The organism is Sulfitobacter sp. CW3 (genome assembly GCF_019392245.1).
In the GTDB taxonomy this organism is placed as follows: Bacteria; Pseudomonadota; Alphaproteobacteria; order Rhodobacterales; family Rhodobacteraceae; genus Sulfitobacter.
The window spans coordinates 442,335-462,049 of record NZ_JAHXRL010000004.1 but is presented as its reverse complement, the minus strand read 5'-3'; the positions used below and the strand labels follow the sequence as shown (position 1 = coordinate 462,049).

General features: G+C 57.5%; 18 protein-coding genes. 10 read left to right on the top strand and 8 right to left on the bottom strand.

The genetic code is table 11. The features are described 5' to 3' along the window. Position 1 precedes the first annotated feature (1 nt). A complete protein-coding gene (locus KZZ06_RS12305; RefSeq protein WP_219580350.1) occupies positions 2-2,341 on the top strand; it encodes an aldehyde dehydrogenase family protein in 2,340 nt (779 codons plus the stop codon). A gap of 108 nt (positions 2,342-2,449) precedes the next feature. On the opposite strand, the gene KZZ06_RS12300 is transcribed toward KZZ06_RS12305, so the two are convergent. The 7 genes from KZZ06_RS12300 to KZZ06_RS12270 form a co-directional block, all read right to left on the bottom strand. Further along, a complete protein-coding gene (locus KZZ06_RS12300) occupies positions 2,450-3,766 on the bottom strand; it encodes a pitrilysin family protein (RefSeq protein ID WP_219580348.1) in 1,317 nt (438 codons plus the stop codon). Then, complete coding sequence (locus KZZ06_RS12295; protein WP_219580346.1) at positions 3,763-5,106, bottom strand: pitrilysin family protein; 1,344 nt, start codon at positions 5,104-5,106, stop codon at positions 3,763-3,765. Before KZZ06_RS12295 ends, KZZ06_RS12300 begins: the two co-directional genes overlap by 4 nt. A gap of 124 nt (positions 5,107-5,230) precedes the next feature. Further along, complete coding sequence (locus KZZ06_RS12290) at positions 5,231-5,734, bottom strand: DUF3035 domain-containing protein (RefSeq protein ID WP_219580344.1); 504 nt, start codon at positions 5,732-5,734, stop codon at positions 5,231-5,233. Positions 5,735-5,785: 51 nt separating this feature from the next. Continuing rightward, complete coding sequence (gene lspA, locus KZZ06_RS12285) at positions 5,786-6,283, bottom strand: signal peptidase II (RefSeq protein WP_219580342.1); 498 nt, start codon at positions 6,281-6,283, stop codon at positions 5,786-5,788. Between the two features lie 29 nt (positions 6,284-6,312). Further along, complete coding sequence (gene purH, locus KZZ06_RS12280) at positions 6,313-7,899, bottom strand: bifunctional phosphoribosylaminoimidazolecarboxamide formyltransferase/IMP cyclohydrolase (protein WP_219580341.1); 1,587 nt, start codon at positions 7,897-7,899, stop codon at positions 6,313-6,315. A gap of 15 nt (positions 7,900-7,914) precedes the next feature. Further along, positions 7,915-9,663 (bottom strand): heparinase II/III family protein, encoded by a 1,749-nt coding sequence (locus tag KZZ06_RS12275; RefSeq protein WP_219580339.1) that lies wholly within the window; start codon positions 9,661-9,663, stop codon positions 7,915-7,917. A 114-nt stretch (positions 9,664-9,777) separates the two neighbouring features. Beyond that, complete coding sequence (locus tag KZZ06_RS12270; RefSeq protein WP_219580337.1) at positions 9,778-11,049, bottom strand: RsmB/NOP family class I SAM-dependent RNA methyltransferase; 1,272 nt, start codon at positions 11,047-11,049, stop codon at positions 9,778-9,780. A 90-nt stretch (positions 11,050-11,139) separates the two neighbouring features. On the opposite strand from KZZ06_RS12270, the gene KZZ06_RS12265 reads away from it, so the two are divergent. Further along, the gene (locus KZZ06_RS12265) at positions 11,140-11,418 is read left to right on the top strand and encodes a DUF1674 domain-containing protein (RefSeq protein WP_219580464.1); all 279 of its coding nucleotides are present in this window, start codon (positions 11,140-11,142) and stop codon (positions 11,416-11,418) included. A gap of 66 nt (positions 11,419-11,484) precedes the next feature. Here the strand turns inward: KZZ06_RS12265 and dapB are convergent, their stop codons facing one another. Further along, positions 11,485-12,300: a 4-hydroxy-tetrahydrodipicolinate reductase gene (dapB, locus tag KZZ06_RS12260; protein ID WP_219580335.1), complete on the bottom strand. Its 816-nt coding sequence runs from the start codon at positions 12,298-12,300 to the stop codon at positions 11,485-11,487. Positions 12,301-12,379: 79 nt separating this feature from the next. Here dapB and rbfA point away from each other — a divergent pair, with 79 nt between their 5' ends. The 8 genes from rbfA to pnp all read left to right on the top strand — a co-directional run bounded on the left by rbfA (position 12,380) and on the right by pnp (position 19,629). Beyond that, positions 12,380-12,814 carry a 30S ribosome-binding factor RbfA gene (gene rbfA, locus KZZ06_RS12255; RefSeq protein ID WP_219580463.1) on the top strand — a complete coding sequence of 145 codons (435 nt, stop codon included), beginning with the start codon at positions 12,380-12,382 and terminating at the stop codon, positions 12,812-12,814. Further along, positions 12,811-13,551 (top strand): phosphodiester glycosidase family protein, encoded by a 741-nt coding sequence (locus KZZ06_RS12250; protein ID WP_219580334.1) that lies wholly within the window; start codon positions 12,811-12,813, stop codon positions 13,549-13,551. The genes rbfA and KZZ06_RS12250 overlap by 4 nt, the downstream gene beginning before the upstream one ends. Before the next feature lie 121 nt (positions 13,552-13,672). Next, positions 13,673-14,590 (top strand): tRNA pseudouridine(55) synthase TruB, encoded by a 918-nt coding sequence (gene truB / locus KZZ06_RS12245; RefSeq protein ID WP_219580333.1) that lies wholly within the window; start codon positions 13,673-13,675, stop codon positions 14,588-14,590. Then, positions 14,587-15,096, top strand: a complete 510-nt coding sequence (locus KZZ06_RS12240; RefSeq protein WP_219580332.1) for a DUF1643 domain-containing protein — start codon at positions 14,587-14,589, stop codon at positions 15,094-15,096. The genes truB and KZZ06_RS12240 overlap by 4 nt, the downstream gene beginning before the upstream one ends. 109 nt (positions 15,097-15,205) lie before the next feature. Then, positions 15,206-16,159 carry a calcium-binding protein gene (locus tag KZZ06_RS12235; protein ID WP_219580330.1) on the top strand — a complete coding sequence of 318 codons (954 nt, stop codon included), beginning with the start codon at positions 15,206-15,208 and terminating at the stop codon, positions 16,157-16,159. Positions 16,160-16,360: 201 nt separating this feature from the next. Further along, positions 16,361-16,630, top strand: a complete 270-nt coding sequence (gene rpsO, locus KZZ06_RS12230; protein ID WP_093916536.1) for a 30S ribosomal protein S15 — start codon at positions 16,361-16,363, stop codon at positions 16,628-16,630. Positions 16,631-16,755: 125 nt separating this feature from the next. Further along, on the top strand, positions 16,756-17,235 hold the full coding sequence (locus tag KZZ06_RS12225) for a GNAT family N-acetyltransferase (RefSeq protein ID WP_219580329.1): 480 nt from the start codon (positions 16,756-16,758) through the stop codon (positions 17,233-17,235). Between the two features lie 258 nt (positions 17,236-17,493). After that, positions 17,494-19,629 (top strand): polyribonucleotide nucleotidyltransferase, encoded by a 2,136-nt coding sequence (gene pnp, locus KZZ06_RS12220; protein WP_219580328.1) that lies wholly within the window; start codon positions 17,494-17,496, stop codon positions 19,627-19,629. The last annotated feature ends 86 nt before the right edge of the window (positions 19,630-19,715 follow it).

Here is a 19,715-nt window from a genome sequence, read left to right as displayed (position 1 = left end):
CATGAGCGTTTCCGAAATCTATGAGACCATGGACTATGGGGTCGCCCCCGAATCCGCCGCTGATGCCCTGGCATGGTTGGTCGATCAGGGCAGCCGGTTTGGCCATTACATAGATGGCGCATTCACAGATCCCAGAGATGACTTTGAAAGCCGCAATCCGGCGAATGGGAACGTGTTGGCCAATCTTACCCAAGCGACGCAGGGCGAAGTTGATACAGCCGTCGCCGCCGCACGCAAAGCGCAACCCAAATGGGCAAAGCTGTCTGGCCATGAGCGCGCGAAATACCTTTATGCGATCGCGCGGCTGCTGCAAAAGCACAGCCGCCTGTTTGCGGTGCTTGAGACATTGGACAACGGCAAACCGATCCGCGAAGCCCGCGATGTCGATATCCCGTTGGCGCAACGCCATTTCTATTACCACGCCGGGATGGCACAGCTGATGGAAAGCGAACTGCCCGACGCGCAGGCGCTAGGTGTGTGCGGCCAGATTATTCCGTGGAACTTCCCCTTGCTGATGTTGGCGTGGAAAGTGGCACCCGCCCTTGCCATGGGGAACACTGTGGTCCTGAAGCCTGCCGAATACACATCGCTTACGGCTATGATGTTTGCCGATATCTGCCAACAAGCCGGATTGCCCAAAGGTGTTGTGAATATCGTGACTGGCGATGGCGCGGTTGGTCAGATGATCGTGAACGCCGATGTAGACAAAATAGCGTTTACCGGATCGACAGCCGTGGGCCGCCGCATCCGCGAAGAAACCGCAGGCAGCGGCAAGGCGCTGACCCTCGAGCTGGGCGGAAAATCCCCCTATATCGTGTTTGATGACGCCGATCTGGATTCCGCAGTCGAGGGGCTGGTGGATGCGATTTGGTTTAATCAAGGACAGGTGTGCTGTGCCGGTTCGCGGCTGTTGGTCCACGAACCCGTTGCCGATCGGTTCTATGCCAAATTGCGTACCCGGATGGCGAAATTGCGCGTTGGCAACCCCTTGGACAAATCCATCGATGTCGGCGCGCTGGTCGATCCTGTGCAGGTGCAACGTGTCACTGATTTGGTCACATCTAATAGTGCTGGTGACGTGTTTACCGCGGGCGACATTCCCAAAAGCGGTTGTTTCTATCCACCAACCCTTATCACCGGTCTCAGCCCCGCCGACACCTTGATGCAAGAGGAAATCTTTGGCCCCGTTCTGGTGTCCACGACCTTCCGCACCCCGGAAGAGGCCGTGGCAGTCGCAAACAATACCCGCTATGGTCTTGCCGCGACGATCTGGTCCGAGAACATCAATCTTGCCCTTGATATCGCGCCCAAGTTGGTGGCCGGCGTGGTCTGGATCAACGGTACCAACATGCTGGATGCCGCAGCGGGGTTTGGCGGCCTGCGCGAAAGCGGCTTTGGCCGCGAAGGCGGGTGGGAAGGTCTGACCGCCTATACCAAGCCTAAAGACGACCCAAAGCCCCTTAAGACACCCGCGCCGATGCAGGGCAAAGGCAGCCCAGAAGGCGGGATTGACCGCACGGCAAAGCTTTATATCGGCGGCAAACAAGCGCGCCCTGACGGCGGGCAATCCGCCCCGATCTGGGCCAAATCCGGCGGGCTTTTGGGCCATGTATCTTTGGCTGGGCGAAAAGATGTCCGCAACGCAGTCGAAGCCGCCCATGCCGCGAAAGGCTGGAGCAAAACGACAGGCCACCTGCGGGCACAAATCCTGTATTATATCGCGGAAAACCTGGCCGCCCGAAGCGACGAGTTCGCCAATAGGCTTGATGCCATGCAAGGCGGAAAATCGGGCGCAAAAGAGGTCGCCGCATCAATCAGCCGTCTGTTTACCTATGCAGCATGGGCCGACAAATATGATGGCCAAGTGCACGGTGTCCCCATTCGCGGGGCCGCACTTGCTATGAAAGAACCCGTGGGCGTCATCGGTGCCATCTGCCCGGATGAGGCACCCCTGCTTGGCCTTATTTCTTGCATGGCACCCGCCATCGCGATGGGTAACCGCGTCATTCTGGCTGCCAGCACGCCGTTCCCGCTATCATCAACCGATTTCGTGCAAGTTCTTGAAACGTCGGACGTCCCGGCGGGCGTGGTCAACATCCTGACCGGCCCCCACACGGACCTTGCCGAAACGATGGCGCGCCACATGGATGTCGATGCAGTCTGGAGCTTTGGTGCCGAACCGCTTAGCCAATTGATTGAAAACGCATCGGCGCAAAACCTCAAACGAACATGGGTCAACAACGGTCAAGCCCGCGACTGGTCCAGCGCGTCCGGCGAAGGGCACATCTTCCTGCAAGCATCCACCGAAGTTAAAAACATCTGGATCCCCTACGGCGAATAACTCCGATCATCTTCTCTGGCTTATAAATATCCTCGCCGAAGGCACGCCGGACCGCCAAGGTCCGGCAAAACATCATGTGGCGCGTCAGCGCCTCAATTCGGTCACGGCCTAGTCGCCAGCAGTTGTCTCAAGGCCCTCAGGCTGGCCGACAACGACAAACGCCAACCCCTCGGGGTCCAGCAACTCGGCCGAGACGCGGCGCACATCTTCTAGGGTGACCGCATCGACTTTATCATTGCGTGTCGCAATATAGTCGATGGGCAGGCCCAACATCTGCATCCCAACAAGAATGCCAGCAATCTGTTGGTTACCATCAAACCGCAACGGATATGACCCGGTAATATAGGTTTTGGCATCGTCCAACTCTTGGGCAGTCGCGCCGTTTTCAGCCATCTCTTTCCATTCGTCGCGGATCACACTGATCGCTTCTGCAATGCGGTCGTTGGCCGAACTGACCGACCCTTGATAGGTTGCGGCCAAATCCATCGGTGCCAGATAAGAATAGACACCATAGGTCAGTCCGCGTTTTTCACGCACCTCAGCCATCAGACGGCTTTCAAACGATCCCCCGCCCAAAATGTGGTTCATCACGGTGGCCGCAAACCAATCCTCGTCTTTATGCGCGATCCCCTTTTGCGCAAACAGCGCCACGGATTGCGGCGTCGGGAAATCAACGACCGTAACACCGGATGGTATGTTCACATCCGCAGGCGCTGGCAGCGGCGCGCCTGTTTCAGGCAACCCGCCCAGCAAATCATCCAGCAACAAGCCCAATGCCTGAGGCGTAATATCCCCCGCAACCCCGATAAAAATACGATCACGGGTAAGAACATCGCGATGCGCCGCGACCAGATCATCGCGCGTCAAAGCTGACACTGTATTCACCGAACCACTTAACGAAGAGCCGTAAGGATGATCCCCATAAAGCAACCCATCCATGGTTTTACGGGCAATATCGCCGGGGTCTTTCGCGCTCGACCGGATGCTCAACAGCACTTGATCCCGCACCCGTTCAATCGCATCGGCATCAAAGCTGGGGTTTTGCAGGGCCTCTTTTAACAGGGCCACCGATGCGTCCTGATTTTCGGTCAGAAACCGCGCCGACACATTCAGCTCATCATCATCGACGCTGAACCTAAAACTGGATGCCAGCCCCTCCGACGCCCGTGCGAACTCTCGCGCATCCATGCTGCCCGCGCCTTCTTCCAGCAGGGCAGTCATCAAGTTGATCGCGCCGCGTTTGCCAGCGGCTTCAGGGGACGCACCGCCACGAAACGATATATCCAGCGCCACAAAGGGGATCGACGGTTCTTCTACCAGCCACGCCTTCAGGCCGCCGGGGGATGTGACCTCCTGAATATTCACCTCGGCCCGGGCGGGCACGGCCACCAGCACGGTCAGAATAAATGCGTAAATCAGTCTCATTGGGTCACCTCTTCGCGCATCAACCATCCCGTGACAGATGCCTCGGGGTTAAAAACATCGCGGGCTGCTTGCATGATGTCCTCGGCTGTTACGGCCTCAAGAACATCCGGCCAATCCTGCACATCCTGTACGCTCAACCCGATTGCCAATGCACCGCCATAGCGGTTGGCGACTCTTTCTGCGTTGTCGCGAGAATAAACCTGTTCGGCACGCATTTGCGCTTTGATCCGCTTCAACTGCTCGGGATCGACACCCTCTTTCATAAAGGTCGAAATGGCGGCATCCATCGCGTTTTCGGCGGCCTCCAGCGTCACATCGGGGCGCGGTACAACGACCAGATCAAAGGTTGTGTCGTCCAACGACCGACCTTGGTAATAAGCCGAAGAATATGTAACGATCTGCGCATCAAACTGCAGCTTTTCCGCCAGATAGGATGTTGTCCCACCCCCCAGAATTTCTGCCAGCATCGTCAAAGCGGCTGCTGTTTTTTGGTCCCCCGGATCGCGTTCCTGTGCCAGATAGGACCGGCTGACATATTCCTGTGCGACACGCGGATCGCGAAAGATGACGCGCCGTTCGGCAGTTTGCGGCGGCTCTTGGGTACGCAGCCGCTCTGGAAGGTGCGGGTTGGCAGGGATCACGCCGTAATATTGTTCGGCCAGGCGGTGAACCTCTTTTGGTTCGACATCACCGGACACCACCAAAATTGCGTTGTTTGGCGAATAATACAGCTCATAAAAGCCAAGCGCGTCTTCCAGATCAAGCGCCTGCATTTCGTGCATCCAGCCAATCACTGGCGTGCCATAGCGATGGTTCAGATATTGCGCCGCGTTCATTTGCTCTTGGAACAGCGCACCGGGGTCATTCTCGGTACGTTGGTTACGTTCCTCGATGATGACATCGCGTTCGGTTGCGATGTTATCAGGCGTCAGGCGGATGTTTTTCATCCGGTCCGATTCCATTTGCATCATCAGTTCCAGACGGTCCGCCGCGACACGTTGGAAATATGCCGTGTAATCGTAGCTGGTAAATGCGTTGTCACGGCCACCGTTCTTGGCGACCGTCGCTGAAAATTCACCCGACGCCATTTTATCGGTCGCTTTGAACAATAGATGCTCAAGGAAATGCGCGACACCTGATGATCCCTTGGGTTCGTCCGCAGATCCTGCCCGATACCAGACCATTTGCTGAACCGAAGGGGATCGGTGATCCTCGATGACCACGACCTCCATCCCGTTGTCCAAGGTGAAATGCGTTACGGCTTCATTCTGGGCCGCAACAGCGAACGAGGCGGGCAGCAAAAATGAAACGAACGCGGCCAAAGCCGGAAATCTGATCATGGTTGGTCCTTTGAGCAGGGTCCTGTGTGACCCTACTTACGCCACCCCACCGTGCAATCAAGAGACCTAACAGATTTGTAATTTCGCCGCACCCGCCAGACGGCGGCATGACGCGCGTATTTGATCAATCAGCCGGTGGTGCAGAAGGTGTGCGTGCGCCTGCACTGCGCCAGCGCGCGGCCTCGGCCTCGGCATCAAGAGACTGCCCGCGGTAGGCCTGATTGTAGCGATCCGTCGGGACGATCTTGAACTGCGTGAACCGCGCCTTGCGTTTGCGGAATGCCGCGTCCGATTCAGCCAGCTCTTGACGGATTTCAGGTGTCACGCCAAAGCGGCTGGCCTGCTGGACCAAGGCCCCATCGCTGGCCGGAATACCGCCCGCTGTCGCCTCGGGTCGGCCGCCAAAGGCTGCGATACCTTCGGCAATGGCATTGCGATCCGTCAGGTTTGCCTGTCCGGGTGTCGGTGTCGGAAGATCGGTATAATTGGCAGGTTCCACCAAGGGTTTCACAGGTTGAACCATGAATTCATCAGGCCCCATGGCCGATCCACGAATTTCACGCAAGCCATCGTTGGCGCAGCCAGCAAGCGCAAGCGATATCAAAACAAGAGCGGCGACAATGCGCATGACGGGTCTCCTTGAGGTCTGCACATACCTACCGCAGGCAGGCGGCAAATGTCACTGGCCTTTTTTAAGGGGTTTATTGGACGCAGTCTTGGAATCGGACGTAAAGAATATCAATCCGAAAGCACCCGCAAAGATAAACACATCCGCGATGTTAAAGACGAACGGGTTGTTGATCCCGCAGCAGGACATGTTCAGAAAATCAAGAACATAGCCATATAGCAGCCGGTCCACGACATTCGCCAATGCACCGCCGATCAGCAAGCCCGCGCTAACCTTGGCCCAATAGCCCATGGCGTGCCGGTAGGCCCAAACCAGAATACCCAGACATATCGCGCAAGCCAGCGCGATCAAAATCCACCGGCTTGCGTCAGAACCGTCGCCAAACAAGCCAAAGTTGATGCCCCGGTTTTCCCCGTAGCGGAAATTGATCAAGGGCGGCAGCACATCAATCGTGCGGATACGGCTTAGCTCCATCGCGTGGATCACGATGTATTTGCTAAGCTGATCCAGAATAAAGGCCGTGAAACCAGCCCAGAAAATGATACGCATACCGACCCTTGTAACCTGTACTTTGACCCTTAGTGCCGGAAATGACGCATGCCGGTAAAGACCATGGCCAGCCCTGCCTCGTCCGCCGCTGAAATCACCTCGTCATCGCGCATGGAACCACCGGGCTGGATCAGTGCTGTCGCACCGGCCTCGGCTGCGGTGATCAGACCGTCCGCAAAGGGGAAGAACGCATCGGATGCCACAACCGACCCTTGGGTCAATGGCGCGGGCAGGCCCATGACTTCGGCCATGTCTTGTGCCTTGCGTGCCGCGATACGCGTGCTGTCAACGCGGCTCATCTGGCCGGCACCAACGCCAACGGTCGCACCGTCTTTGACATAGATGATCGCGTTGGATTTGACGTGTTTGGCAACGGTCCATGCAAACATCATATCGGCCAGTTCCTGATCCGACGGCTGGCGCTTGGTCACGATCTTCAGATCGTCCATGGTGATCCGGCCAACGTCCTTGTCCTGCACCAGATAGCCGCCCGAAACCTGACGGAACGCCAGCGCAGCCACTGTCGGGTCCGCCAGACCGTTGCTGGTCAGCAAACGCAGGTTCTTTTTCTTGGCAAAGATCGCCTTGGCGTCGTCGGTCGCACCGGGGGCAATCACAACTTCGGTAAAGATTTCGCTGATCGCTTCGGCGGTTTCGCCGTCCAGCGTCTGGTTCAGCGCGATAATCCCACCAAAGGCCGACGTGCGGTCGCAATCGAATGCACGGGAATAGGCATCCACCATCGACGTACCACGCGCCACACCGCAAGGGTTCGCGTGCTTGATGATCGCGCAGGCAGGCCCTTGGGCCGGATCAAATTCGCTGACCAGCTCATAGGCTGCATCCGTGTCGTTGATGTTATTATAGGACAGTTCTTTGCCCTGATGCTGGGTTGCCGTCGCAACGCCGGGGCGGTTCGAGCCGTCTGTGTAAAAGGCCGCCGACTGGTGCGGGTTTTCGCCATAGCGCAAGGTCTGCGCCAATGTGCCACCAACAGTGCGACGCCGCGGCGTGCCGCCAACCTGTGCTGCCATCCATGTGCTAACAGCTGTGTCATAGGCCGCTGTGCGGGCATATGCTGTCTGTGCCAACCGCTGACGCAGGGCGTAAGATGTCTGGCCGTTGTTCTCGCCCAGCTCCTTGATCACGACCGCGTAATCTTCGACATCGACGATCACGTTAACAAAGCCGTGGTTCTTCGCGGCAGAACGGATCATCGCAGGGCCACCGATGTCGATGTTCTCGATCACTTCACCGTATTCGGCACCTTTGGCGACTGTTTCTTCGAACGGGTACAGATTGACCACCACCAGATCGATTGCGCCGATTCCGTGCTTGTCCATCGCCGCGACATGTTCGTCATTGTCGCGCAAAGCCAGCAAACCGCCATGCACCACTGGGTGCAGGGTCTTGACCCGACCGTCCATCATTTCGGGAAATCCTGTAACCTCGGATACGTCCTTTACGGCCAGACCGGCGTCGCGCAATGCTTTGGCGGTGCCGCCGGTGCTTAGCAATTCAACCCCGTGGGATACCAACGCCTGACCTAGTTCGACCAATCCGGTCTTGTCAGAAACAGAAAGAAGCGCGCGGGATACGGGGTACAAATCGGGCATAAGGGGTTCCTTGGGTCAGTCTTGGTCATCATACGGATCGTCTAGTGACAGATCTCGCACGCCAATCGCAGTTTCCTGCGCTTTGGACAAGGACCACCTGACCCGCGTTGCATATGTTGTGGCGCGCCCGGCAAGCACAATTTGCAAAGATGCGCGCGGTCTTAGGCGATTGCGTTCAAGGTAAACGCTTGGTTCCAAAGACAGTTTATGGGTGCCATCGTGACGGAACACCCAAATCTCTCCGCTTTTCTGCGCCATCGAAATTGCAGCCCCGCCCAGATCAAGCGTCGCATCAACGTCGGGATGCAGATGGAAACGAATCTCGAACGGGATGCCCTTCAGCTTTACCGCGTCCATTTCACGGTCAAACTGGCGCTTTTCGGAATCTTTGAGGGCCAGCAGCATATCTTCGCCCGCGACGGCACGGCCATCATAGGTCAGTTCGATCGTGCGGGCGTGGGTCAGCCCAAAGCCCGCGACATACCCATTATGTGCGCCCTGAAACTTTGTGCCATCGCCCATAGCCTCAATTTCAACGGGGACATATGTCGGGCCTTCGATCAATGCCTCTTGGCCGGTGTGGCGATCCGGACCGGCCAGTCGCGCGCTGGAATATCCCCCCAGCGACAGCGCAGAATGCGATGGTGTCGCGCGCCCGGCCCTGCGCCACTCAGCGCCGAACGAAGCGCCCGAACCGCAGTTAACGATCAATGGCCTGCGCCCCGATGTCAGCTCGAACGCGAGGGCAGAGGCATGGGCATTAACCGATTCTTCCCCAGTGGGCGGCGTGCTTGCGTCAATGATCACACTGGTGCGCCCCGCAGAAAGCCGCGCATAGCCCATCGACAGCCCATCAGGCTGCCGCGTTTTGATCTTGGCCGTTGATAGCGCATGATCCAACCAGCCCTCTGCCCCGCGCCCACCACCGTGAAACCGTGCCAGACTGCCATCCGAATGGCGCAAGGTCCGCAAGGTCGGCGCGATACGCTCGATCGCGGCCATATGCGCCTTGGGGGTGCCGCGCCCTGCATCGCTCAGCGCGGCTGCGGCCCAGCTTAGCAAGGTAAATACCTGTAACAACTCTTCGGGGTTGCGCGTTGGCAGCCCGCCCTGTTCGTCGATCCGGGCATCGCATTCACGTGCCAACGCCTTGATCGCCGGATCGGCCAGATTTTCCAGCCCCTCCAATGAAAGCGCCGCATAAATCAACCCGGTCAACGCCTCAAACCGCGGCAATCCGGGGGCCGCAGCCTGCCAGCGGCGCGACAGAAAATAGGTCTGGCTGGCCAAAGACCGATAGAAGGCGTCACTTTCGTCTTGCTCGGTGCCGCGCAACACAAACAGGGCATGGTTGATCCAGCGGATCAACCGCCGCCCGGTCAGATCAGGCGTCCAGCCGATCCCGCGCCCTTTTCCGAACTGGTCAATCCAGCCCCAAAGCCACTTCTGGGCCGTTTCGCGGGCTTTGTGATCACCGACAGCGGCCAGATCATCCAACCATGCAAAGCCGTGCAATTCCTCGGCAAAATCGTGATCCGGGATGGCAACGTCCCAAAGTGCCACCCCATCAGGTGCCTGGATCAGCGTACCCGAAAACAGCAGGTTTCCTGCAATAAGCTGCCTGCCACGGGCAAAGGATCCAATCGTACGCGGTTCGGGCGACGACACGAAACCTTTGGCTTGCACGCGCATTTTAGACGCTGAGCGCGCGTGCCAACGATTTAAAAAGCGTGTTTTTCGTGCCTGAAAACTGGTACTCATCATACTGCTGTCCCTGTACGCTCTGGTGGCGTTTGGGAAACCATACGCGCAGATTTCCCCCAAGTCACCGCATTTTGACCAACAGTTTTTGCAGCCTTGCCATTTCAGGCAAAACCGTCAGCCCGCTTTGCGCAAACACGCAATATAAAAGCCGTCCATGCCACCGCGGTCAGCCCAATAATCAGGCCGCAACCTTAGCCCCCCTTCGGAGCTGATCCACGCAGGATCAACGCCGTCGATATCCAGTGCTGTGCGATCAACCGACATATCAGGATGCCGCTCTAGCGCCTCGTCGACTTGGACTTCGCCCTCGTCCGGCAACAGTGAACAAGTACAAAACACCAAGCGTCCACCGGGATTCAGCAAGGACCACGCGTGATCAATCATCTCGGATTGCAGCTCGATCAGCTCTGCGAATTCGGAACCGTCTTTAGCGTGCGGCAGGTCGGGGTGGCGGCGGATCGTTCCGGTCGCGGAACAAGGCGCATCCAGCAAGATCGCATCAAACTGCCCCTCGAACTGGCGCGCATCAACGACGACGACCTTGGCGGGCAGATGCACACGGGCAAGGTTTTCACGCACGCGCTGCATCCGTGGCTTTGAACTATCAACGGCAGTGACCTGCGCCCCTGCGGCGGCCAGTTGCATCGTTTTACCGCCGGGTGCGGCGCATAGATCCAGAACGGCCTCGCCTTTTTGCGGGGCCAGTATTTTGACGGGCAAGGCAGCAGCGGCATCCTGTACCCACCAGTCACCTTCGGCAAATCCGGGCATTGCAGTCACTTGCCCCGCATCCGTCACGCGCACCGACCCTGTGGGCAACACCACACCGCCAACAGCCTCGGCCAAGGCTGCGGGGTCTTTTTTGGCCGTCAGATCAAGCGGCGCACCCGCAAAATGGGCGGCTTCGATACCTGTCATGGCCTCGGCTCCCCAGGCTTCGACCAGCGGGCCGCGCAGCCACTTGGGCAAACGGGGGGAGCGCAATGCCTCCCACGCCTCGGGCCCTTCTGTTGCGATCTTGCGCAATACGGCGTTGGTCAGCCCCTTGAGGTGACCCAGCTTTTTGTGGCTGGCGACCAGTTCGACCATCGCATTCACAACACCATGCGCCGCACCACCTTGGCATAATTCAACCGTTCCGACCCGCAACGCATTGCGCACGGTCAGCGGCGGGTATTTCGACAGATGTTTTTGCAACAACCGATCCGCGCGTTCCATCCCGCGCAAGGTATCCAGCGCCAGCCGCTGTGCGCGGGCGCGATCATCGGGGGGCAGCTTGTCCAAGGCCCCTGCGGCCAACAGCTCGGACATCAGGCTTTCTTCTCCTAAAATCATATCCAGAAGATAAACCGCACTTCTGCGGGCCTGAACGCCGGTATCTGACATGCGAAACGCCTTTTTGCTTGGACCGCCCGGGTTGTCTGAGCGCATGTACGGCGTATATCAAGGGGGCCGTAGCCTCAAGAGGATGAGATGATGACCACAGCTGGCCAAAAACCGATGCCGCGCCCGCCCCATGATCCCCAGCCGATGCCGGAACCCGGCCCGGATTTACCGCCAACGCCAACACCGGGGCCGCTGCCCATGATCACACAAGAGCTGCCCCCGGCGGCGCAACGCGCGTTGGCCGAGGCAGCAGAGCGCCGCAAAAAAGCGCAAGAGATGGAACTGCCCCCCGAGCTGGGCGGCAGAAACGGACCAGAGCCCGTGCGCTATGGCGATTGGGAGAAAAAGGGAATCGCTGTCGATTTTTAACCAACAGCGATTCTAGCAAAGCAAAGGTGCAAAGCGTTTAGGGTTGCTTTGAACCAATGGGACGTTTCAGTCGTTCAGGCCCAAGACATCCAGCATATCATATTGGCCGGGTGATTTGCCCTGCCCCCAAAGCGCCGCCTTTATCGCGCCGCGCGCGAAAACCGCGCGATCAGATGCGATGTGCCGCAATATGATCCGCTCGCCTGCCGCAGCAAATAACACGTCGTGTTCACCGACGATGTCACCGCCGCGAATCGCGGTAAATCCGATATCGCCCCGTTTACGCGCGCCCGTGATGCCATCGCGGCCCCGATCCGAGACATCGGCCAATGCAACGCCGCGCCCCTCGGCCGCGGCTTCGCCCAACATCAGGGCAGTGCCGGAAGGGGCATCAACTTTCTGGTTGTGATGTGCCTCGATGATTTCGATATCGAAATCTTCGTCCAACGCGGCTGCGACACGTTTTGTAAGTTGCGTCAGCAAATTAACGCCAAGGCTCATATTGCCTGCACGAACGATCACTGCCTGATGCGATGCGGGTTCAAGCTGGGCGATCTGCGCATCGGTCATGCCCGTCGTGCCGATCACATGAACCGTGCCCGCCTGTGCAGCAATCGCCGCAAATGCCAGCGTCGCCTCGGGCGCGGTAAAGTCGATGACAGCCTGCGCAGGGGCAATCGCCGCCTGCGGATCATCTGTGACAATCACACCCAAGGCCGCACCGCCCATGGCCACGCCAACGTCCTGACCGACCCAAGGATGCCCCGCACGTTCAAGCGCGCCCACCAAATGCACACGGTCATTGGCAGAAACCTGCCCAATCAACATCTGGCCCATCCGGCCCGAAGCGCCTGTAATCGTGATGCCGGGTGTATTGCTCATGCTGTGCTCCTCTTTCATGCTTGGTTTAGCGCGTGGCGACCTGCTTGGCAAAACCTCAGCGACCCCTTAGATGAAGCATATGGCAAAGAACAAGACTCATGAGGGCTCGGGCCCCACTCAACGGCAACTCCGCGTCGGCGAAACCATTCGCCGCGCCTTGTCTGATGTATTGGCGCGCGGCGATGTCCACGACCCAGAACTCAACCGGCTGTCGATCACAGTAGGCGAGGTCCGCGCGTCCTCGGACCTCAAGATCGCCACCGCCTTTGTCTTGCCTTTGGGCGGCGAAGGCCGCGAGGACGTTCTAAAGCTGCTGGCCCGCAACAAGGGTGAACTGCGGCGACTGCTCTCGAAGAAACTGGTCCTGAAATTCGCGCCCGATCTGCGTTTTCAACTGGACGAGACCTTTGACCGGATGGACGACACCCGGCGCATGCTGGCACAAGACGTGGTCCGCCGCGATGCAGATGCCCCTGATTCGGATCCAGACGATACGAACCCAGACGCGTCATGACACGCCTGCTGGCCATCGCTGTGCTGCTAGGGTGGACGGCATGCCAAGCTGGCGCTGAAACCTGCCGCAACGAGATCTATGAAGGCAACAAGTACAGTGTCTGCGAGGTCGACCTGAACAGCGATAAGCTGGGGCTGTTTTTATATGCTGCCGATGGCAGTCCCTACGGGTATTTCAGCACATTGGACAAGGCGCTGAAAGAACAGGGCAAACGGCTTGGCTTTGCTATGAATGCCGGCATGTATCACGAAAATCGCGCGCCGGTTGGCTATTACCTAGAAAACGGCGAACAAGTGCAGCGGGTGATCAGCAGCGCAGGGCCGGGCAATTTCGGCTTGGTTCCCAATGGCGTTTTATGCCTGCGAGCAGGCCGCGCTGATGTGTTTGAGACCAAACGGTTCATGCGCCAAGCCCCCAAGTGCACAAGCGCCACTCAATCCGGCCCGATGCTGGTGATCGACGGCAAATTGCATCCAAAGTTTCTGAAAGACGGGACCTCGCGCTATGTGCGCAATGGTGTCGGGACCAGCGCCGATGGAAAGAAAGCATATTTCGCGATCTCGAACGAGGTGGTGAACTTTTATGATTTCGGTGTGTTCTTCCGTGACGGGCTAAAGCTGCCCAACGCGCTGTATTTTGACGGGAACATCTCGCGGATGCGCGCGCCCGAACTGGGGCGCAACGACATTGGGTTTAGCCCGCTGGGGCCGATTATTGGCGTCGTGGCCGATCAATAGGGCCGCGAAACAAGAACTTTTATGCCTTCGGCGAGGATTTTTTTCCATTTGGAATGAAGTCGGTCTGGGCAAATATGGCAGCACTTTGATAGGACGCAGCCAAATCAGATAGGGTTAAAACATGGCGCGCAGACGCAAGGGACGGGATATTTCAGGTTGGTTGGTGGTGGACAAACCTGCCGGACCGACATCGACCACTGTGGTGAACAAGGTGCGGTGGGCGCTGAACGCCAACAAAGCCGGGCATGCGGGCACGCTAGACCCTGATGCGACAGGTGTTTTGGCGATTGCCTTGGGCGAAGCGACGAAAACCGTTCCCTTCATCACCGATGCATTGAAAGCGTACGAGTTCACTGTGCGCCTAGGTGTGTCGACCAATACCGATGATGCGGAAGGCGAAGTGCTGGAAACCAGCGACCTGCGCCCAGATGACGAGACAATCAAGTCGGCATTGGCGGGTTTCATCGGTGATATCGAACAGGTGCCACCCCAGTTTTCAGCCGTAAAAGTGGACGGGCAACGCGCCTATAAGCTTGCCCGCGAGGGTGAGACCATGGACCTTGCGGCACGCCCCCTTTGGGTGGAAAGCCTTTTGTTGATCGACCGGCCTGACGCCGATCATGTGACGTTGGAAATGGTCTGCGGCAAAGGCGGCTATGTCCGGTCTATCGCACGTGATTTGGGGCAAGCCTTGGGATGTCTGGGCCATGTCCGTGAACTGCGCCGCATATGGTCTGGACCCTTCGATGCCAGTGACGGGCTGACCATGGAACAGATCGAAGAGATGGCCCGCACGGATGCATTGGATGCGCATCTTTTACCGCTGGAGAAAGGGTTACAAGATTTGCCCGAGGTGAAAGCAACTGCGGAAGGGGCCGTGCGCCTGCGCAACGGCAACCCCGGCATGGTGATCGCCCATAACGTGGAATATGGCGACGAGGTTTGGGCGTCCTTCGAGGGGCGCGCGGTGGCTGTTGGCCGTTTCAAAGCGGGCGAACTGCATCCCTCTCGTGTGTTCAACAATCCCCAGGACACGTGATTACCCGCCGCCATATCAAAGGCGACGCGCCATCGGTCGCGGTTTATTCCGACTGTGAAAGATACCGTTACAGCCTCAGCCGGGTTTGGGATCCGGCGGGGTCCAAAGTCTTGTTCGTGATGCTGAACCCGTCAAAGGCGACCGAGGCGGCAAATGACCCCACCGTCGAAAGATGTGAACGCCGAGCACGTGCTTTGGGGTTTGGTGCATTTCAGGTGACGAATATTTTTGCGTGGCGTGAAACCAGCCCGCATTTGATGCGCAAGGCACAAGCGCCGGTGGGCGCGGATAATGACACCATATTGCTGCAAGCTGCGGCGTGGGCAGATACCGTGATTGCAGCCTGGGGCACACATGGCGCGCATCTGGGTCGTGGCCCTGCCGTTAAGGGTTTGCTCAGAAATCAGGGCATACCCATGTTCCATCTGGGGCTGTCCAAAGACGGCCATCCAAAACACCCTTTATATATTTCCTATGCGCAGCAACCGGTTGCGTGGCTGGATTAGGACGGCCTTAACCATAAAGTAGTTTTGATTTTGACCTGAGGACGGGAATATGGGCATTTCTTCTTGGGGTGATGCGTCTTGCGCGGGTCAATGAAATTGGAATTCTGCAATGTTGTTCTTGGCCGGTTTGATGGGTTTGGTGGCAGTGGGGGCGGCGGCCTTTGTCGATATCAGCCCCGATGGTGATCAGGACGAGGAATCCTTATCCGAAGATACGAATGATACAAACGGGATGGTACTCTCGGGAGGGAGCGGGGCAGACCTGTTGAGCGGCGATGCCGGTGATGACCAAATCGGTGGGAACGCGGGTGACGATCTGATCGCGGGTCAAAGCGGCGACGATTATGCACGTGGCGACGCGGGCAATGATACCGTCACGGGCGACGCGGGAAATGACGATCTGCATGGTAATGATGGTGATGACCTGATCGAGGGCGGCAGCGACGATGACAGCCTGTTTGGCCATAACGGCAATGATGTATTGTACGGTGGTACAGGAAATGATTCGCTCGTGGGATCCGCAGGCGAGGACGTGCTGTTTGGCGATGACGATGACGACACGCTGCTTGGTGGTTTGGACGATGATACCCTCATCGGTGGGCAGGGTGCGGATGCGCTGTTTGGCGGCTGGGGTAATGATCTGATCATCGGGGTCGAGGATGATCCGGATGTTGATGGCATTACCGACGACGATGCGGGCGATTTTCTGAATGGTGGCGGCGGCGACGATACCATTGTTGCGGGCCAAAATGACATTGTCACAGCCGGGGACGGCGCTGATAAAATTATCATTGGTGATTGGATCACCGACGGGAATGCCCCCCTGATAGAGGATTTCGAGCGCGAGGATGACAGCCTGTTGCTGGTTTGGGACGACCGCAGCGCAGACTATGACGAGCCCGAGGTTTCAGTCGATCCTGACCCAGACTATCTGGATCAAACGCTGGTGCGCATGAACGGGGTAATTGTAGCGTCTGTGAAAAGCGCGAACATTTTGACCGCCGCAGATGTTTCGATTGTCCCGCTGACCTCCGCCATTGCAGCCGGGCTCGCCTTGAGCTGATCTGACGCGCTTGGCTGGCGTAAATCTGATTTCAACCATTGTCGAAAGCGGCATCGCAATAAAGTCTTTGCCAAGCATCCAAAACTTTCCTATACGCGCCCATCGCCCGCTGATTCAAAACGGTGGGGATACTCCATGGGCCAGTGCTGGACGACATCCCGGCCTGCGCCATTACCTTAACCTTTTGAAAAGGAGACCCCGATGTCGATTACGCTAGAAGAAAAAGCACGCGTCATGAAAGAATTTGGCACCAAAGAAGGCGACACAGGTTCGCCCGAAGTACAGGTTGCCATTCTGTCCTCGCGCATTGCAACGCTGACCGAGCACTTCAAAACCCACAAGAAAGACAACCACGGTCGCCGTGGTCTGTTGAAAATGGTTGCGACGCGCCGGAAGCTTTTGGATTACGTCAAAGGTAAAGATGACGCCCGTTATCAAGACCTGATCAAACGTCTGGGCCTGCGCCGCTAATTTAGCACTGCATTCCTATTACGAATTGAACCGCACCTTGGAGACAAGGGGCGGTTTTTTCGTTAAAGCGGGTCTGCTGAACAGTCCGTTCAGCCTTCAATCACCAGCACGCGCATTAGGCCAAAATGACCCGGAACATCATCAAGATCAGGCCATTGGAGCCAACAGACGGCCCCCAAGCCGTGCAGGTATTTTTCGACGCAATTCACCGCGGAACGGCAGATGTGTATTCAGCTGAACAACGCCAAGCCTGGGCGGGCACCAGCCCCGACACAGACGGGTGGCGGAACAGGTTTGTCGGTGTGCAGGGGTTTGCGGCGGAAACCGCCGGTCAATTGGTGGGGTTCATGACAATTGATGAAACGGGTTACAGCGATCTGGCTTTTGTCAGCCCCAATGCAATGGGTCAGGGCATCGGCCGTAAACTATATGATGCAGTGGAACAGCGCGCACGCGCGTTTGGCGTGAAGCTCGCGACCACTCAGGCCAGCAAAAAGGCGAGACCGTTTTTTGAACGCATGGGCTGGTCGGTCGATTGTGCCCAAACTGTTGAAAAGGGCGGAGTGACGCTGACAAATTACAAAATGTCCAAGGCGCTGTCGTAAACGCCTTTCCGTTCGCACCCTGCAAAACAATTACGCCCGCTTGCTCATAGAATTCAGGGGCGCGGCGCAAACGCTGCCTTTCAGCGCAGATAATCGCCAGATCAACGCTTCTCTTCCCATCGCATGCAAACTCCTGTATGGCCGCACAATCTGAAAGCCGGCGCCCGGACTCCAGCGCCCGACAAAGAAGATACCGGAGTCAGGGGGAATATGCCCCCTACGCAAATGGCCCAACGCGGGCCGAAACAGGAAACGTAGATGTTTAATGTAACGACAAAATCCATGCAGTGGGGCGAAGAAACGCTGACACTGGAAACAGGCAAAGTGGCCCGTCAGGCAGACGGTTCGGTTATCGCGACACTGGGCGAAACCAGCGTCATGGCCAACGTCACTTTTGCACGTCAGCAAAAGCCCGGTCAGGACTTCTTCCCGCTGACCGTTCACTACCAAGAGAAATACTATGCCGCCGGTAAAGTACCGGGTGGCTTTTTCAAACGTGAGGCCCGCCCCACCGAGAAAGAAACACTGACAGCCCGTTTGATCGACCGTCCGATCCGCCCGCTGTTCGTTCCCGGCTTCAAAAACGAAGTTCTGGTGATGTGTACCGTTCTATCGCACGATCTGGTTAACGACCCCGATATGGTCGCCATGATCGCTGCATCCGCAGCGCTGACCATTTCCGGCGCGCCGTTCCGTGGCCCGATTGCCGCGTGCCGCGTTGGTTTTGAAGATGGCGATTACATCCTGAACCCGACCGTTGACGACATGCAGGACCTGCGCCTGAAGCCTGAACAGCGTCTTGATCTGGTGGTTGCCGGTACCAAAGAAGCCGTGATGATGGTTGAATCCGAAGCCTACGAGCTGTCGGAAGAAGAGATGCTGGGTGCGGTTAAATTCGCCCACGAGCAGATCCAGCCTGTTATCGACCTGATCATTGATCTGGCCGAAGACACCGCGAAAGAGCCGTTTGATTTCCAGCCTGTTGACTATTCGGACCTGTCCGCTGCCGTCAAAGCCGCTGGCGAAGACGCAATGCGCGCTGCCTTTGCAATTGCCGACAAGCAAGAGCGCACCGCCGCTGTTGCAGCCGCACGCGAAACCATCAAAGCAGCCCTGACCGACGAGCAAAAAGACGATGCGAACCTTGGTTCCGCTTTGAAAAAGCTTGAAGCGTCTATCCTGCGCGGTGACGTTGTTAAGACAGGCACACGCATCGACGGTCGCAAGACTGACGAAATCCGTGAAATCGTATCCGAGACAGGCATCCTGTCGCGCACACACGGTTCCGCCCTGTTCACACGTGGCGAAACTCAAGGTCTGGTTGTGACCACATTGGGCACCGGCGACGACGAACAGTTCATCGATGCACTGCACGGCAACTTCAAATCCAACTTCCTGCTGCACTATAACTTCCCTCCCTACTCGGTTGGTGAAGTTGGTCGCGTGTCCGGCCCTGGCCGTCGCGAAATCGGTCACGGTAAGCTGGCTTGGCGTGCGTTGCAGGCAGTTCTGCCGGCTTCCACCGACTTCCCTTACACCATCCGCGTTGTGTCCGAGATCACTGAATCGAACGGCTCTTCCTCGATGGCGTCGGTTTGTGGTGGTTCCTTGTCCATGATGGACGCAGGTGTACCGTTGAAAGCGCCAGTCGCTGGTGTTGCCATGGGTCTGATCCTCGAAGAAGACGGTTCCTATGCGATCCTGTCCGACATCTTGGGTGACGAAGACCACCTTGGCGACATGGACTTTAAAGTGGCCGGTACCGAAGCAGGTATCACGTCGCTGCAAATGGACATCAAGATCGCAGGCATCACGCCAGAGATCATGGAAAAAGCCTTGGCCCAAGCCAAAGCTGGCCGCGTTCACATCCTTGGTGAGATGAACAAAGCACTGTCCGGCGCGGGTGAATTCTCGGTCCACGCACCACGCATTGAAACGATGCAGATCCCAACCGACAAGATCCGTGAAGTTATCGGTTCCGGTGGTAAAGTGATCCGCGAAATCGTTGAAGTGTCCGGTGCCAAGGTCGACATCAACGACGAAGGCATCATCAAGATCGCATCGCCAAACGGCGACTCGATCAAGAAAGCCTATGACATGATCTGGTCCATCGTGGCCGAGCCTGAAGAAGGTGCGGTTTACACCGGTACCGTCGTCAAGATCGTTGATTTCGGTGCATTCGTGAACTTCTTTGGCAAGCGCGACGGTCTGGTCCACGTGTCCCAGATCGAAAACCGCCGCCTGAACCACCCTTCGGATGTTCTGAAGGAAGGTCAGGAAGTGAAAGTCAAACTTCTGGGCTTTGACGATCGCGGCAAGGTGCGCCTGTCGATGAAAGTCGTCGATCAGGAAACTGGCGAAGAAATCAAAAAAGAAGAAGGTGCCGAGGAGTAATCCTTAGCCGCTTTCGAAAACGACAAAGCCCCGGTGGAAACGCCGGGGCTTTTTGCTTTTGCGCCCTGGGCGTAGACATTCCGACC